Origin of the sequence: Agromyces sp. NPDC057865 (assembly GCF_042796995.1) — a bacterium.
Lineage (GTDB): Bacteria > Actinomycetota > Actinomycetes > Actinomycetales > Microbacteriaceae > Agromyces.
This window is the reverse complement of record NZ_JBHVMJ010000003.1, coordinates 516,138-528,614: the sequence shown is the minus strand read 5'-3', so window position 1 is coordinate 528,614 and position 12,477 is coordinate 516,138. Positions and strand designations below refer to the sequence as shown.

At 72.4% G+C, this 12,477-nt stretch carries 15 protein-coding genes and 1 pseudogene; 11 read left to right on the top strand and 5 right to left on the bottom strand.

Annotated elements, in window-relative coordinates; translation table 11 throughout:
- Nucleotides 1–33: 33 nt before the first annotated feature.
- On the bottom strand, nucleotides 34–762 hold the full coding sequence (locus tag ACFVN5_RS15450) for a hypothetical protein (RefSeq protein WP_376956125.1): 729 nt from the start codon (nucleotides 760–762) through the stop codon (nucleotides 34–36).
- 73 nt (nucleotides 763–835) lie between these two features.
- On the opposite strand from ACFVN5_RS15450, the gene ACFVN5_RS15445 reads away from it, so the two are divergent.
- Nucleotides 836–1,609: an SDR family NAD(P)-dependent oxidoreductase gene (locus ACFVN5_RS15445; RefSeq protein ID WP_376956124.1), complete on the top strand. Its 774-nt coding sequence runs from the start codon at nucleotides 836–838 to the stop codon at nucleotides 1,607–1,609.
- 29 nt (nucleotides 1,610–1,638) lie between these two features.
- Here ACFVN5_RS15445 and ACFVN5_RS15440 read toward each other — a convergent pair whose 3' ends face one another.
- Nucleotides 1,639–3,162 (bottom strand): ATP-dependent DNA ligase, encoded by a 1,524-nt coding sequence (locus tag ACFVN5_RS15440; RefSeq protein ID WP_376956123.1) that lies wholly within the window; start codon nucleotides 3,160–3,162, stop codon nucleotides 1,639–1,641.
- A 141-nt stretch (nucleotides 3,163–3,303) separates the two neighbouring features.
- On the opposite strand from ACFVN5_RS15440, the gene ACFVN5_RS15435 reads away from it, so the two are divergent.
- Entirely contained in the window at nucleotides 3,304–3,780 is a 477-nt protein-coding gene (locus ACFVN5_RS15435; protein ID WP_376956122.1) for a DUF805 domain-containing protein, read from the top strand.
- A 72-nt stretch (nucleotides 3,781–3,852) separates the two neighbouring features.
- Here the strand turns inward: ACFVN5_RS15435 and ACFVN5_RS15430 are convergent, their stop codons facing one another.
- Nucleotides 3,853–4,296 (bottom strand): VOC family protein, encoded by a 444-nt coding sequence (locus ACFVN5_RS15430; protein ID WP_376956121.1) that lies wholly within the window; start codon nucleotides 4,294–4,296, stop codon nucleotides 3,853–3,855.
- 24 nt (nucleotides 4,297–4,320) lie between these two features.
- Between ACFVN5_RS15430 and ACFVN5_RS15425 the strand changes: the two genes are divergently transcribed.
- The 8 genes and pseudogenes from ACFVN5_RS15425 to ACFVN5_RS15390 all read left to right on the top strand — a co-directional run bounded on the left by ACFVN5_RS15425 (nucleotide 4,321) and on the right by ACFVN5_RS15390 (nucleotide 10,222).
- On the top strand, nucleotides 4,321–4,917 hold the full coding sequence (locus ACFVN5_RS15425; RefSeq protein WP_376956120.1) for a DUF805 domain-containing protein: 597 nt from the start codon (nucleotides 4,321–4,323) through the stop codon (nucleotides 4,915–4,917).
- A 140-nt stretch (nucleotides 4,918–5,057) separates the two neighbouring features.
- The gene (locus tag ACFVN5_RS15420) at nucleotides 5,058–5,528 is read left to right on the top strand and encodes a DUF3806 domain-containing protein (protein WP_376956119.1); all 471 of its coding nucleotides are present in this window, start codon (nucleotides 5,058–5,060) and stop codon (nucleotides 5,526–5,528) included.
- 72 nt (nucleotides 5,529–5,600) lie between these two features.
- Entirely contained in the window at nucleotides 5,601–6,320 is a 720-nt protein-coding gene (locus ACFVN5_RS15415; protein ID WP_376956118.1) for a GntR family transcriptional regulator, read from the top strand.
- Between the two features lie 11 nt (nucleotides 6,321–6,331).
- The gene (locus ACFVN5_RS15410; RefSeq protein WP_376956117.1) at nucleotides 6,332–7,354 is read left to right on the top strand and encodes a 1-aminocyclopropane-1-carboxylate deaminase; all 1,023 of its coding nucleotides are present in this window, start codon (nucleotides 6,332–6,334) and stop codon (nucleotides 7,352–7,354) included.
- 104 nt (nucleotides 7,355–7,458) lie between these two features.
- Nucleotides 7,459–7,794, top strand: coding sequence for a hypothetical protein (locus tag ACFVN5_RS15405; protein WP_376956116.1), 336 nt, complete (start codon nucleotides 7,459–7,461; stop codon nucleotides 7,792–7,794).
- A gap of 65 nt (nucleotides 7,795–7,859) precedes the next feature.
- Entirely contained in the window at nucleotides 7,860–8,420 is a 561-nt protein-coding gene (locus ACFVN5_RS15400) for a hypothetical protein (RefSeq protein ID WP_376956115.1), read from the top strand.
- 69 nt (nucleotides 8,421–8,489) lie between these two features.
- Nucleotides 8,490–9,381, top strand: a pseudogene (locus ACFVN5_RS15395) (3-methyladenine DNA glycosylase).
- A gap of 46 nt (nucleotides 9,382–9,427) precedes the next feature.
- On the top strand, nucleotides 9,428–10,222 hold the full coding sequence (locus ACFVN5_RS15390) for an SDR family NAD(P)-dependent oxidoreductase (RefSeq protein ID WP_376956114.1): 795 nt from the start codon (nucleotides 9,428–9,430) through the stop codon (nucleotides 10,220–10,222).
- Nucleotides 10,223–10,227: 5 nt separating this feature from the next.
- Here ACFVN5_RS15390 and ACFVN5_RS15385 read toward each other — a convergent pair whose 3' ends face one another.
- Together ACFVN5_RS15385 and ACFVN5_RS15380 are read right to left on the bottom strand one after the other, a co-directional pair.
- Nucleotides 10,228–10,986, bottom strand: a complete 759-nt coding sequence (locus ACFVN5_RS15385) for an SDR family oxidoreductase (RefSeq protein ID WP_376956113.1) — start codon at nucleotides 10,984–10,986, stop codon at nucleotides 10,228–10,230.
- Nucleotides 10,983–11,420, bottom strand: coding sequence for a hypothetical protein (locus ACFVN5_RS15380; RefSeq protein ID WP_376956112.1), 438 nt, complete (start codon nucleotides 11,418–11,420; stop codon nucleotides 10,983–10,985). The genes ACFVN5_RS15385 and ACFVN5_RS15380 overlap by 4 nt, the downstream gene beginning before the upstream one ends.
- Before the next feature lie 112 nt (nucleotides 11,421–11,532).
- Here ACFVN5_RS15380 and sigJ point away from each other — a divergent pair, with 112 nt between their 5' ends.
- Nucleotides 11,533–12,441, top strand: a complete 909-nt coding sequence (gene sigJ / locus ACFVN5_RS15375; RefSeq protein ID WP_376956111.1) for an RNA polymerase sigma factor SigJ — start codon at nucleotides 11,533–11,535, stop codon at nucleotides 12,439–12,441.
- Nucleotides 12,442–12,477 lie beyond the last annotated feature (36 nt).

Below are 12,477 nucleotides of genomic sequence, written 5' to 3'. Positions count from 1 at the left end.
GCGCATCCGGCCGGCCAGTCGTCGCTCGCCCGCTCAGCCCGCCCCGGCGGGAGCCTCCGCGCCGCGCCCGCGCGGATCCGTCGCGCAGGCGGGGACGCCACCCTCGAGGCCGACGCGGAACGCCTCACCGCGCTCCGCCGCGTCACCGTGGTCGCCGGGCGCGGTCCACGGCTCGGGGTCGCCGTGCGACGCGAGTGCGTCCGCGGCGCGCTCGAGCTCCGCGTCGTCCCACGTCATCTGGTCGGACGCGGCGAGCCCGGCCAGCGCCGCGCCCGCGAAGCAGTCGGCCTGGAGCTCGAGGGCGGTCCAGTGCCCGGTGAAGCCGGTCTGGAACTGCACGACGTGCCCCCACTCGTGCGCGACGATGGCCGCGAGCGGACCCTCGCCGGCCGCCCACGCCGGCCGCATGAGCTGTTCGTCCCAGACGACGCTGTCGTCGGCGAGGCAGAACACCGCGTTGTCCGACGGGATCAGCTCGCCCGCGCACATCACCGGCGCATCCTGCTGTGCGCTGTCGAAGGACCAGACGTTCCACGGCGACCGGAACTCCCCCGCGTACGACTCCACGTACGACTCCGCCCAGAACGCATCGACCGCCTGCAGGTCGCGCTGCACCTCCGACTCGATGACGCTCCAGTCGACGGATGCCGCGGTCGCCGTGTCGCGGGCGACGGGGGCCGCGGGGGCGGTGCAGGCGGCGAGCGCGAGCGCGACGAGGAGTGCGGGGGCGCAGCGCGCCGCCCGCAGGGCGGTTCGGGTCATGGCCAGACGATAGCCGACGATCGGGCGACACGGTCCACTCGACGGCACGACGCGTCGCCCGTACTGTGGCGCCATGGACCTCCAACTCGACGGCACGACGGCGATCGTCACGGGAGCCGGCAAGGGCATCGGGCTCGCGACCGCCCGAGCGCTGCTGCGAGAGGGAGCGCGGGTCATCGGCGTCTCGCGATCCGCGACCGACGACGTCGAGGCATTGCTGGCAGACTCCGGGTTCCGGTTCCTCGAGGCCGACCTCTCCCAGCCGGACGCCGCAGGGCGCGTGCTCGACACGCTCGAGGGCCCGCTCGGCATCCTCGTGAACAACGTCGGCTTCGCCCCGGTGCGCCCTCGCGGATTCGCCTCGATCGACGACTCGCACTGGCAGCAGACCTTCGAGGTCAATCTCCTCTCGACCGTGCGGATGTGTCGTGCAGCACTCCCGCGCATGGGGTCGGTCGGCGCGATCGTCAACGTGGCGTCGGAGAACTCGAAGCTGCCCGACCCGCTGGTGATGGATTACAGTGCGGCGAAGGCGGGAGTGCTGAGCTTCTCGAAAGCCCTGTCGAAGGAGGTCGGACCCGACGGCATCCGAGTCAACACCGTCAGCCCCGGTCCGGTTGCGACCGACCTCTGGCTCGGTGCCGACGGGGTGGCGCAGACGGTCGCCCGGGAGACGGGCGCGGCGGCCGCGGACGTGGAGCGCGGTGCCGCCAGCGGGATGATCACCGGACGCTTCACTCGACCCGAGGAGGTCGCCGACCTCATCGCCGTGCTGGCGAGCCCCCGGTTCGCCAACCTGACCGGCGCCGACATCGTCATCGACGGCGGGATGCGCACGACCATCTGATCGGGCCGCGGTTCGCGACGTCGACCCGCCTACCCGCGCAGCAGCCCACGCAGCGTCTGGATCGTGTCGGCGTCTTCAGGGCGCTTGTCGTCGCGGTAGCGCTTGACGCGCGCGAATCGCAGCGCGATGCCGCCCGGATACCGCGTCGAGCGCTGCACGCCGTCGATCGCGATCTCGACGACCGTGGTCGGTGCCACCCAGACGGTGTTGGCCGTACGGCGGACCTCGATCTCCTGGAAGTACTCGGTCTGCCAGCGCAGCAGCTCGTCGGTGAGGCCCTTGAACGTCTTGCCGACCATGACGTAGTCGCCGGGCTCGCCGAACTCCCCGGTCGGGTCGAGTGCGCCGAGGTGCAGGTTCGACAGCCAGCCCGTGCGGCGGCCCGAGCCCCACTCGCAGGCGAGCACCACGAGGTCGTACGTGTGCACGGGCTTGACCTTGATCCAGCTCGAGCCGCGGCGGCCCGCGGCATACGGCGACCCGATCGCCTTCACGACGACGCCCTCCTGGCCGGCGGCGAGCGCGTCGCGCGACACCCGCTCGGCGACCTCGGGATCGGAGGTGACCTCGCCGGGGATGCGGTGGCCCGCGGCCACGCGCTCGAGTTCGGCGATGCGCGTGGCGAGCGGCTCGTCGAGCAGGTCGCGCCCGTCGACGTGCAGCACGTCGAAGAACCACGGATGCAGCAGCGTCTCGCGTGCGGCATCCGCACCGAAGCGCGACATCGTCTCCTGGAAGGGGCGCGGCGCGCCCTCTTCGTCGAGCGAGAGCGTCTCGCCGTCGAGGATGACGTCGCGCACCGGCATCCGTCGCACGACCTCGACGACCTCGGGGAGCCGGTGCGTGATGTCGGCGAGGTTGCGCGTGAAGACGCGCACGTCGTCGCCCGAGCGGTGCACCTGGATGCGCGCTCCGTCGAGCTTGTATTCCACGGATGCCTCGCCGGTCACCGCAAGCGCCGCCGACGCCGTGGCGGCGGTCGCCGCCAGCATCGGCAGCACCGGCCGGCCCACCTCGAGGCCAACGGACTCGAGCTCCTGCTCGCTGCCAGTGAGCGCGAGCCGCGCCGTCTCGCCGAGGTCGCCCGAGAGCATCGCCGCGCGTCGCACCACGTCGCCCGGTCGCTGGGCGGCGCGCGCGATCGCGTCGGTCACGACGCCTTCGAGCGCGCCCGTGCGCATCTCGCCGAGGAGCACACGAGCGAGGAAGCCCTGCTCGCGCTCGGTGGCTCGCGACGTCAGGTCGCGCAGGTCGCGCGTGCGCTCGGCCGCCGAACCGCTGCCCGCGGTGGCGCCGAGGCGATCGAGCAGCGCGTCGAGGTCGCCGACCGTGAGCGACGCCTCGGCGGCGGGCTCGCCCATCACGTTGGCGACGCTGCGCCAGCCCACGCCGACGCGACCCTGCCGAGGCTTGCCGACGAGGAACCCGATCGCCGGCGCGATCTCGTCGGGCTCGAGCCGGACGAGCAGCGCGGCGAGCGCATCGACCTTGGCCAGCCGGGAGCGCGTGGCGGCGACGGTGTCGGACGTGGTAACGAGCTCATCGAGCAGCACCCGGCCAGTCTCGCAGGTGCGTCGGACATCACGGCAGCCGGTTCGGAAGGACTCTTGCGCACCGGGCCGCCGCGCCGACATGATGGCGTCCGGATCTCCCGGATCCATCCCTGCATCCCGACCCGAACCCCGAGGAGCCCCATGGCCGTCGAGTCCCCGACTGTCCAGTCCCCCGCCGCTCGCGCTTCCGCTGCCGACTCCCTGTACCAGCCGCTGTACGGCGCATCCTTCATCGAGGCGCTGAAGCGGTTCTTCCTGAAGTACGCCACGTTCTCGGGGCGTGCGAGCCGCAGCGAGTTCTGGTGGGCATACCTCGTCTACGCGGCCGTCTACCTCGCGATCTACATCCCCGCCGCCGGGGCCGCCGAATCCGCCGTGACCGTAGCCGCAGACGGACAGATCGCCTACGGGGCCGGCTACTGGACGATGTGGGGCATCGGCGCGGTCGCGTGGCTCGCCACGATCGTCCCGTTCCTGGCCCTGGTCTGGCGGCGACTGCACGACACGAACCGCCCGGGCTGGTACTACCTCATCGGAATCGTTCCGTTCGGGGTCGTCTTCGTGATCGTCTTCCTCGCGCTCCGAACCAACCCGGCCGGCGCACGCTTCGACCGCTGAGACGTCGCTCGACCCGAGGCGACGGCCGGTGCGGACCTCTCCGCGCCGGCCGTCCTCGTACGACCGGACCGCTCATCCCTGCTCCGCGTCCATCCCCATCGCGACCGTCCCGTCGGAGAGCACCGGCGAGATGAGCCCGAACACGTTGTGGTCGGGGTCGAGCAGGTACCCGCCCCGGCCGATGCCGGGCCAGTCCGCTGCGGCCAGGGCCTCGGTCGCCCCCAGCTCGATGCCCCGGCGCATGAGGCCGTCGACGTCGTCGACGCCCACCACGAAGTTGGCGCCGTTGACCGGCGCGCCTATCTCGGGTGCCGGACCCTCGCGCTTCGTGAGCCCGCCGTTGATGCCCATGCCGGGCTGGCCGGCGACGTTGCCGATGGAGCCCTCGCCCGTGTCGATCACCCAATACGTGTCGCCGTACTGGGTGAAGCTCCATCCCAGCAGTTCGGAGTAGAAGTCGACGAGCCGCTGCGGCTCGGTCGCGTGGATCTCGAAGTGCACGACGAGGTTCGCCATGGTGATGCCTCCTTGGATCGTCGGATGCCGCACACGGTACGCCGCACCGGCGACATCCACCCATGCCCCGGCACCTCGCCCGGCGTGGCGCGGGCGAAAGAAGGACGGCGGAACGACCCGACCGCTACGCTGACGCGCACCCGCAGCATCCGCACCTACCTGGAGGAGCTCATGACCACCACTGCAACCACCGACGTCCCGCTCTCGCAGCCGCTGTACGGCGCGTCCTTCGGACAGTCCATCCGCCGGTTCTTCACGAAGTACGCCACGTTCACCGGTCGCGCGAGCCGCAGCGAGTTCTGGTGGTGGTTCCTCGTGAACGCCATCGTCGGCATCGTGATCTACGGCATCACCTACGGCATCGGCATCTCGGGCGCCGTCGTCAACGACCAGGGCGTCCTCGTCCTCGGTCCGGCCTACTGGATCGGCCTCGTGCTGGCGATCGCCTGGGGCCTCGGCACGATCGTCCCGTGGCTGGCGCTCTGCTGGCGCCGCCTGCACGACACCAACCGTCCCGGTCCCTTCTACTTCCTCGGACTCATCCCCTTCGTCGGCGGCATCATCCTGCTCATCCTCCTGGCCCTCCCGACCGACCCCGCCGGGGCCCGCTTCGACGCATGACCCCTCGCGGCGGCCGGTGCGTCACACGCCCGGCCGCCGCGTGACCCCACCGGGTTCCGCCCGGGATGTCCCATCGTGTACCCCGAATGAGCGTCGTGCTCGAGCATGCGTCTCGGGATCGGCCGGGAGAGAATACCCGGGTGCCCCTGTTCTCCAAGCGCTCGGCGCCCGCCGACGCCGCGCCGCTCCCGCGGCTGCGTGAGATCGGAGAGCCCGAGCGGGATTGGATCAGCGCCCACGTCGAGCTCGTCACCCGGCCGGGCGCCGACCTCGACGACCTCGACCGGATCCGGTCGGCCTACGAGAGCGCGGTCGGCAGCTGGCGACGGATCAACCCGCCCGAGCGGGACGACCCGACGATCATGGTCAACGCGATCGCGATGGCCTTCGGCGAGCATCTCGTGCGGCGTGTCCCCCTCCGGTGGGTGCTGGCCGACGACGAGCACGGCACGGAACTCGCACTCCACTCGTCCAGGCCCGCAGCGTTCCTCGTCCCGGCGAAGCTCGTGGGCCGCCATTGGGCGGCGGAGGACCTCTCGTCCGAGTTCCTCCGCGTGACGACCGAGCAGATGGTGAGCCTGCTCGAGGGCCGTCGCCGATCCCCCCGCTGAGCACGGCGGAGTTCCGTCCGAACATTCGCGCCGGCTTGACACGGGCTCACGGCATCCGCTGCAATATATTGCATGCCGCTTCCCAACGCTCGCGCCGAGCGCCCCACCTCGCTGCGCGACTACGCGTATCGCGAGCTGCGCGACGCGATCGTCAGCGGCCAGCTCGCACCCGGCGAGCGGCTGCGCGACCCCGAGCTCGAGGCGTGGCTCGGCGTGAGCCGCACGCCGATCCGCGAGGCGATCGCGCGGCTCGAGACCGCCGGACTCGTGCACACCCGCCGCGCGAAGCAGACGGTCGTCGCCCCGCTCGACACGCGCACCGCGCTCGCGGCGCAGCGCATCGCCGCGAGCCTGCACGAGCTCGCCGTGCGCGAGGCCGTGCCGCAGCTCACCGAGGCCGACCTCGACGCCATGCGCGACGCGAACGCCGAGTTCGCGCACGCCCTCCGCGACGACGACATCGGCGCCGCGATCGTCGCCGACGACGAGTTCCACGACGTCGCCGTGCGGGCGAGCGCGAACCCGCTGCTGCCCGGGCTGCTCGAGCAGGTCACGCCGCTCCTGCGCCGCCTCGAGCGCGCCCGGTTCGGGTCGCTCGCCGGGCGCGGGTCCGTGGGCGACCACGATCGCATCATCGAGCTCTGCGCCGCCGGACTCGCCGACGAGGGCGGCGCCGCCGCACGCGAGAACTGGTCGACCCTCGGCCGGTTGCTCCACTTCGACGACGATGACGAGGCCATCGACGACGCGATCCCGGGTGAGTCCGCGGCCGCCGTCACCCCCACCCCCTGAAGGAGAGAACCATGGCCCTCGCCGATTTCCCCCGTCACCAGCTGACGTTCGGTCCGAGCCCGATCCACCCCGTCGACCGGCTCAGCGCCCACCTCGGCGGCGCCCGCATCTGGATGAAGCGCGAGGACGTGAACAGCGGCCTCGCGTTCGGCGGGAACAAGACGCGCAAGCTCGAGTACCTCGTGCCCGACGCCCTCGCGAAGGGCGCCGACACGCTCGTGTCGATCGGCGGCGTGCAGTCCAACCACACCCGCCAGGTCGCGGCCGTCGCCGCGCACCTCGGCATGAAGGCCGTCCTCGTGCAGGAGCATTGGGTCGACTGGCCCGACTCGGTGAACGACCGCGTCGGCAACATCCTGCTCTCGCGGCTCATGGGCGCCGACGTGCGCCTCTCCCCCGCAGGCTTCAGCATCGGCTTCCGCGAGTCGTGGAAGCAGGCGATCGCCGACGTCGAGGAGGCCGGCGGCACGCCGTACGCGATCCCGGCAGGGGCATCCGACCACCCGCTCGGCGGCCTCGGCTTCGCGAACTGGGCGCACGAGGTCGCCGCGCAGGAGGAGGCGCTCGGCGTGTTCTTCGACACGATCGTGGTGTGCTCGGTCACGGGCTCGACGCACGCCGGCATGATCGCCGGCTTCGCCGACCTCGAGCAGAACTTCGGCGGCCGTCCTCGTCGCGTCATCGGCATCGACGCCTCGGCGAAGATCGACGAGACCCGCGACCAGGTCGCGCGCATCGCGCGCAACACGGCCGAGCTCATCGGCCTCGGACGCGAGGTGCGCGACGACGAGGTCACCGTGCTCGAGGGCTGGGCGGGCGACTACTACGGCATCCCGGTGGAGTCGACCGACGAGGCGATGCGGCTCACCGGCAGCCTCGAGGGCGTCATCATCGACCCCGTGTACGAGGGCAAGTCGATGGCCGGGCTCATCGAGCTCGTGTCGACGGGCACCATCCCGAAGGACTCGAACGTGCTCTACGCCCACCTCGGCGGGCAGCCCGCGCTCAACGCCTACAGCGGCCGCTACCACTGACGGATGCCGCGGGCGCGACGGTGAGCGGATGCCGCGCGCCCGTGTGGGGGGGTCGCGCAGCGGATGCCACGGCCCGTGTCGGTGGCCGGGCGTAGCATCGCGACATGGCGAAGCCCAATCCCGAGCGAGCCCGAGCCGTCGAACGGCTCGCCGACGTCGGCAGCGACCTGCTCGCCACGCCCGACGTTGCGATGACGCGCATGTTCGGCTCCGAGGCACTGTCGGTGCGCGGCAAGATGTTCGCGTTCGCGTCGAACGCGGGCGACCTCGTCGTGAAGCTGTCCGAGCAGCGCGTCGACGAGCTCGGCCTCGACAACATGGTCATGCGCGGCCGGCCGATGCGCGAGTGGGCGGTCGTGCCCTACGACGCGGGCCCCGAGCGCTGGCGCGCGATCCTGGGCGAGGCGCACGGCTTCGTCGACGAGATCACACCCGCCTGACGCGACGCCCGCTGGCGCGACGCCCTGCCCTTGCCGCCACCCGAGGGCGGTGCCAGCATGGCGCCATGCGGATCCTCGGACTCGTCTCGTTGGTGCAGCTCCTCCTCGGCGTCGCGGGCCTGCGCAAGGCGCTCCGCGAGGAACGCGTGGCCGACATCCCACTCGTGCAGCCGCGGCCGGGCGCGCAGCTCCGGCAGCGGCACTGGCTCGACGGCACCGCGCTCTCCGCACCGACGCCGATGCTCGTGGTCCAGGGCGTCGCGACGCTCGTCCTCCTCGTCACGCCGCGCCCGCCCGTCTTCCTCGCCCGGCTCCTCGGCGTGCTCGGCGCGATCATGACCATCGGCTACCCGCTCGAGCGCGTGTGGCGCGACTCCCTCGCCGAGCCCGACCGGCAGCTCACACCGCTGACGCTCGGCGGATTCCTGCTCGCGCTGAAGATGGCGATCCTCGGCTGGTCGGTCGGCCGCGGTCGGCGCACCGCGAACGCCGAGGCCGAGGCCGAGCCTGAGCACGAGCACGAGCACGAGCACGAGCACGAGCACGAGCACGAGCACGAGCACGAGCACGAGAACGAGAACGGGCACGGGCACGAGCTCGAGCTCGAGGAGATCGACGAGGGCTGACGGGTCGAGCCGACTGGCGCCACCAGCCGACTCCGCCGGATCACCGGAGACCCGACGTATCCTCGAGGGATGCCGCTCGCAGGGTCCCTCGCGGCGCCGACGATCGTGCTCGACGCCGACGTCCGGCGCGCCCGCGAGCAGGCGCACGCCGAGCGGGCCGACGCCCTCACCGCCGGACATCGCGCCCGCGCGACGCAGGGCGAGCGGCATCCGATCGAGGACTTCCTCTTCACCTACTACGCGTACTCGCCGAGCCTCCTGCGCCGCTGGCACGGGCGCGGGCGTCGAGCTCGCGGATGCCGCGAGCACCCCTCGCGCCGAGTGGCGCTGGTACACGGCGGGGTCGACGCCCGCCTCGCTCGTGGTCGACCACGACGCCATGCGACAGGAGAAGCCCGCCCTGCTCCGCGCGGTCGAGCGGATGCTGCGCCTCACCGCGTCGCGCCCGGGCCAGTTCGGGTGCTTCGGCCTGCACGAGTGGGCGATGGTCTACCGGCAGCGCGAGCACCGGCATCCGGTGCCCCTGCGGCTCGGGCAGGACGCGACCGACGCGGTCGTCGAGGCGCACGAGCTGCGGTGCACGCACATCGACGCGTTCCGGTTCTTCACGCCCGATGCCGTGCCGCGCAACCGTTTCGCGCCGACCCGCGAGACGCAACCCGAGCTGGAGCAGCCCGGCTGCCTGCATGCCGGCATGGACGTGTACAAGTGGGCGGTGAAGCTCGGTCCGCTCGTGCCGGGCGAGCTGCTGCTCGACGCGTTCGAGCTCGCCCGCGACATCCGCTACCTCGACATGCAGGCGTCGCCGTACGAGATGGCGCCGTGGGGCGGCGAGCCCGTGCGGATCGAGACGTCCGACGGCAAGGCCGAGCACGTGCGCCGGCAGCGGGTCTTCGCCGAGCGGGGCAACGCGCTGCGCGGGCGCATCCTCGAGGCATGGCTCGGGCACGCCGTGCGCTGAGCCGCAAGGGGTTGCGGACCGCAGGGCTGTCGCCGAGCATGGCGGGATGCGGATGCCGCATCGCGTGCACGTCGTGACCGGAGGCGCCGGCGGGATCGGGCGCCGCATCGCCGAGTTCCTGCTCGCCGAGGGACACGCGGTCGTCGTCGTCGACACGACGCCCGCGGACTGGCTCGAGGAGCCCGACGCGCTCGTCGCGACCGGCGATCCGGCGCGCGCGGCTTCGGTGGTCGGCGACGCCGCCGATGACGCGGTCCTCGATGCCGCGATCGAGCGGGCGCGCGGGCTGGGCGGGCTGCACGGTTGGGTCAACGACGCGGCGATCTTCCGGGACGCGTGGCTGCACGAGGCGGGCGCGGCGGCCACCCTCGATGCGGTGCAGGCGAACCTGCGCCTCGCCGTCGCCGGCTGCGCGGCGGCGGTCGACGAGTTCCGTCGCACCGGGGTCGCGGGCTCGATCGTCAACGTCTCGTCGCACCAGGCGCAGCGCCCCGTGCGCGGCGCGCTCCCGTACGCGACGGCGAAGGCCGCGATCGAGGGCCTGACCCGCGCCGTCGCGGTGGACTACGGTCCCGACGGCATCCGCTGCAACGCGATTGCGCTGGGCTCCATCCGCACCGAGCGTTCCGACGAACTGCTGGACTCGCTCGATGCCGAGGCGCGCGCCGCGGTCGAGCGACAGGTGGCCGCGCTGCATCCGCTCGGCCGTGAGGGCGACGCCACCGAGGTCGCACAGGTCGTCGCCTTCCTGCTCTCGGATGCCTCGAGCTTCGTGTCCGGCGCCGTGCTCCCGGTCGACGGCGGGCGCGCCGCCCGCGGCGCCGACCCCGAGGAGCGCTGACCACCTCAGCGTTGCGTGACGCTCGCCTGCTCGGCGACCCACTCGTCGAACGTCTGGTGCCCGATGGTCGCGCCGGGGCCGGGCAGGGTCTCGCCGCGACGCATCGCCGCGTACTGCTTGCCCGGCAGCGAGATCGCCATGACCGGACCCTTCAACCCCGTGGCGTGGGCGAGCGTGCGGATCATGTCCGCGAGCTGCTCCTGTTTGGGCCCCGCGATCTCGGGAGCGTGCCCCATCGGGGCACCCTCGGCGAGCTCGACGAGCCGCTCGCCCACCTCCCGTGCGGCGATGGGCTGCGTGCGCACCCGCGGTGCGAGGTGCACGCCCGCGACCGTGAGCCCCTCGAGCAGCTGGCCGGCGAACTCGTGGAACTGCATCGCGCGCAGGATCGTCCACGGCACGCCGCCCGCCTCCACGGCGCGCTCCTGCGCGAGCTTCGCCGCATAGTAGCCGTACGGCGCACGGTCGATGCCGACGATCGACAGGCTCACGTGGTGCCGCACGCCGGCGCGCTGCTCCGCGGCGAGGAGGTTGCGCGTGACCGTGGTGAAGAACTCGGTGCCCTTCTTCGTCGACGTGGTGATCAGGTTGCTCGCGTCGATGACGACGTCGACGCCTCGCAGCGCGTCGTCGAGCCCCTCGCCCGACACGAGGTCGATGCCGTTCGAGCGGGTCAGCACGACGACCTCGTGTCCGCGCTCGCGCGCGGCGTCCACCGCGTGGCGTCCGACGGTGCCGGTTCCTCCGGCGACGGCGATCCTCATGATGCGTCCTCTCCTTCGCTGATCGTGCGCCGGCGCGGTGGCAGGCACAAGGGGATTGCGAGCACGAGCGTCGCGGCGAGCGCGATCGGCTGCGCGATCGCGTCGAGCGGTGCGAGCCCGTGCAGGTGCCCCACGTGATAGGCGAGGTGGGGCACGGAGAACACGAGCCAGGCCACGCCGACCGCGACCGAGGCATCCGCCCGGCGCATGAGGGCCGCGACCACCCCGGCCGCGACGAGCGCGAGGTAGAGCGACCCGACGTCGCGCACGAGGTGCTCGTTGTACGGGCCGTCGCCGGCGACCCAGGCGCCGAGGACGCCCGGCATCGGGAAGGCGTCGTAGAAGCTGCGCGGTGCGGCGAGCGCCCACACGCCGACGAATGCGCCGAGCGCGTTGAGGGCCCACAGGATGCCGCGTCTCCAGTTGGTGTTCACATCACCTTCGACGGCGCAGGCCGCCGGAATGTGACGTCGGGGCTCACATCGGGTGCCGCCACGTCGTCGGACCGAAGAGGGCGGATGCGGCATCCGATGGGAAGGTGGAGGCATGACGACGGCACCCGAGGGGTTCGACGAGGCGGCGCTGGAGGCCGAGCGCACCATGCTCATGAGCCTCTCGTACCGGATGCTCGGCACGGTCGCGGACGCCGAGGACGCCGTGCAGGAGACGTACGCACGCTGGTACCGGATGTCGCCGGCCGAGCGCGACGTGATCGAGAATCCGGCGGCGTGGCTGACGCGCGTCGCGAGCCGCGTCTGCCTCGACCAGCTCGGCTCGGCGCGGGCCCGTCGGGAGCGGTACGTGGGCGAGTGGCTCCCCGAGCCGCTGCCCGGCGGGGCCGGCATGTTCGCCAACCCGCCGTCGGCCGACCCGCTCGACCGCGTCACGCTCGACGAGTCCGTGGCCACCGCGCTCCTCATCGTGCTCGAGTCGCTGACGCCGGCCGAGCGGGTGGCCTTCGTGCTGCACGACGTGTTCGCGATGCCGTTCGCCGAGATCGCGGAGGTCGTGGGGCGCTCCCCCGACGCGTGCCGCAAGCTCGCCTCGACCGCGCGCCGGCATGTCCGCGAGCGTCGAGCGGGGTCCGCGCCGCGCGAGGCGCACGATGCCGTGGTGCGCGCGTTCATCGCGGCGGCGAGCACGGGCGAACTGGACCAGCTGCTCTCGGTGCTCGATCCCGATGTGGTGCTCGTCTCCGACGGCGGCGGCCACGCCTCGGCGGCGCGCCGACCGGTGCTCGGCGCCGACCATGTCGCGCGGTTCATCCTCGGCCTGCAGGAGAAGCGAGGCTCGGTCATGGAGGTCTCCGTGCACGAGACCGCCGACGGGCTCACGCTCGCCTTCGCGGAGGGCGGCGTCGTGGACAGCGTCGCCGTGCTCGACGTGCGCGACGACCGGATCTCCCGCGTCTGGATCATGCGCAACCCCGAGAAGCTGCGTCTCTGGAACACCTGATTTCCGGATGCCGCGAGGCGCCGCCCGTCGGTATCG

What these genes read in the sequence shown, in the direction of transcription:
- ACFVN5_RS15415 (WP_376956118.1), top strand. Translation starts at nt 5,601, where the DNA reads ATGCCGCTTCCCAACGCTCGCGCCGAGCGCCCCACCTCGCTGCGCGAC.
- ACFVN5_RS15430 (WP_376956121.1), bottom strand. Translation starts at nt 4,296, where the DNA reads ATGGCGAACCTCGTCGTGCACTTCGAGATCCACGCGACCGAGCCGCAG.
- ACFVN5_RS15385 (WP_376956113.1), bottom strand. Translation starts at nt 10,986, where the DNA reads ATGAGGATCGCCGTCGCCGGAGGAACCGGCACCGTCGGACGCCACGCG.
- sigJ (WP_376956111.1), top strand. Translation starts at nt 11,533, where the DNA reads ATGACGACGGCACCCGAGGGGTTCGACGAGGCGGCGCTGGAGGCCGAG.
- ACFVN5_RS15425 (WP_376956120.1), top strand. Translation starts at nt 4,321, where the DNA reads ATGCCGCACACGGTACGCCGCACCGGCGACATCCACCCATGCCCCGGC.
- ACFVN5_RS15405 (WP_376956116.1), top strand. Translation starts at nt 7,459, where the DNA reads ATGGCGAAGCCCAATCCCGAGCGAGCCCGAGCCGTCGAACGGCTCGCC.
- ACFVN5_RS15390 (WP_376956114.1), top strand. Translation starts at nt 9,428, where the DNA reads ATGCGGATGCCGCATCGCGTGCACGTCGTGACCGGAGGCGCCGGCGGG.
- ACFVN5_RS15400 (WP_376956115.1), top strand. Translation starts at nt 7,860, where the DNA reads ATGCGGATCCTCGGACTCGTCTCGTTGGTGCAGCTCCTCCTCGGCGTC.
- ACFVN5_RS15410 (WP_376956117.1), top strand. Translation starts at nt 6,332, where the DNA reads ATGGCCCTCGCCGATTTCCCCCGTCACCAGCTGACGTTCGGTCCGAGC.
- ACFVN5_RS15445 (WP_376956124.1), top strand. Translation starts at nt 836, where the DNA reads ATGGACCTCCAACTCGACGGCACGACGGCGATCGTCACGGGAGCCGGC.
- ACFVN5_RS15450 (WP_376956125.1), bottom strand. Translation starts at nt 762, where the DNA reads ATGACCCGAACCGCCCTGCGGGCGGCGCGCTGCGCCCCCGCACTCCTC.
- ACFVN5_RS15435 (WP_376956122.1), top strand. Translation starts at nt 3,304, where the DNA reads ATGGCCGTCGAGTCCCCGACTGTCCAGTCCCCCGCCGCTCGCGCTTCC.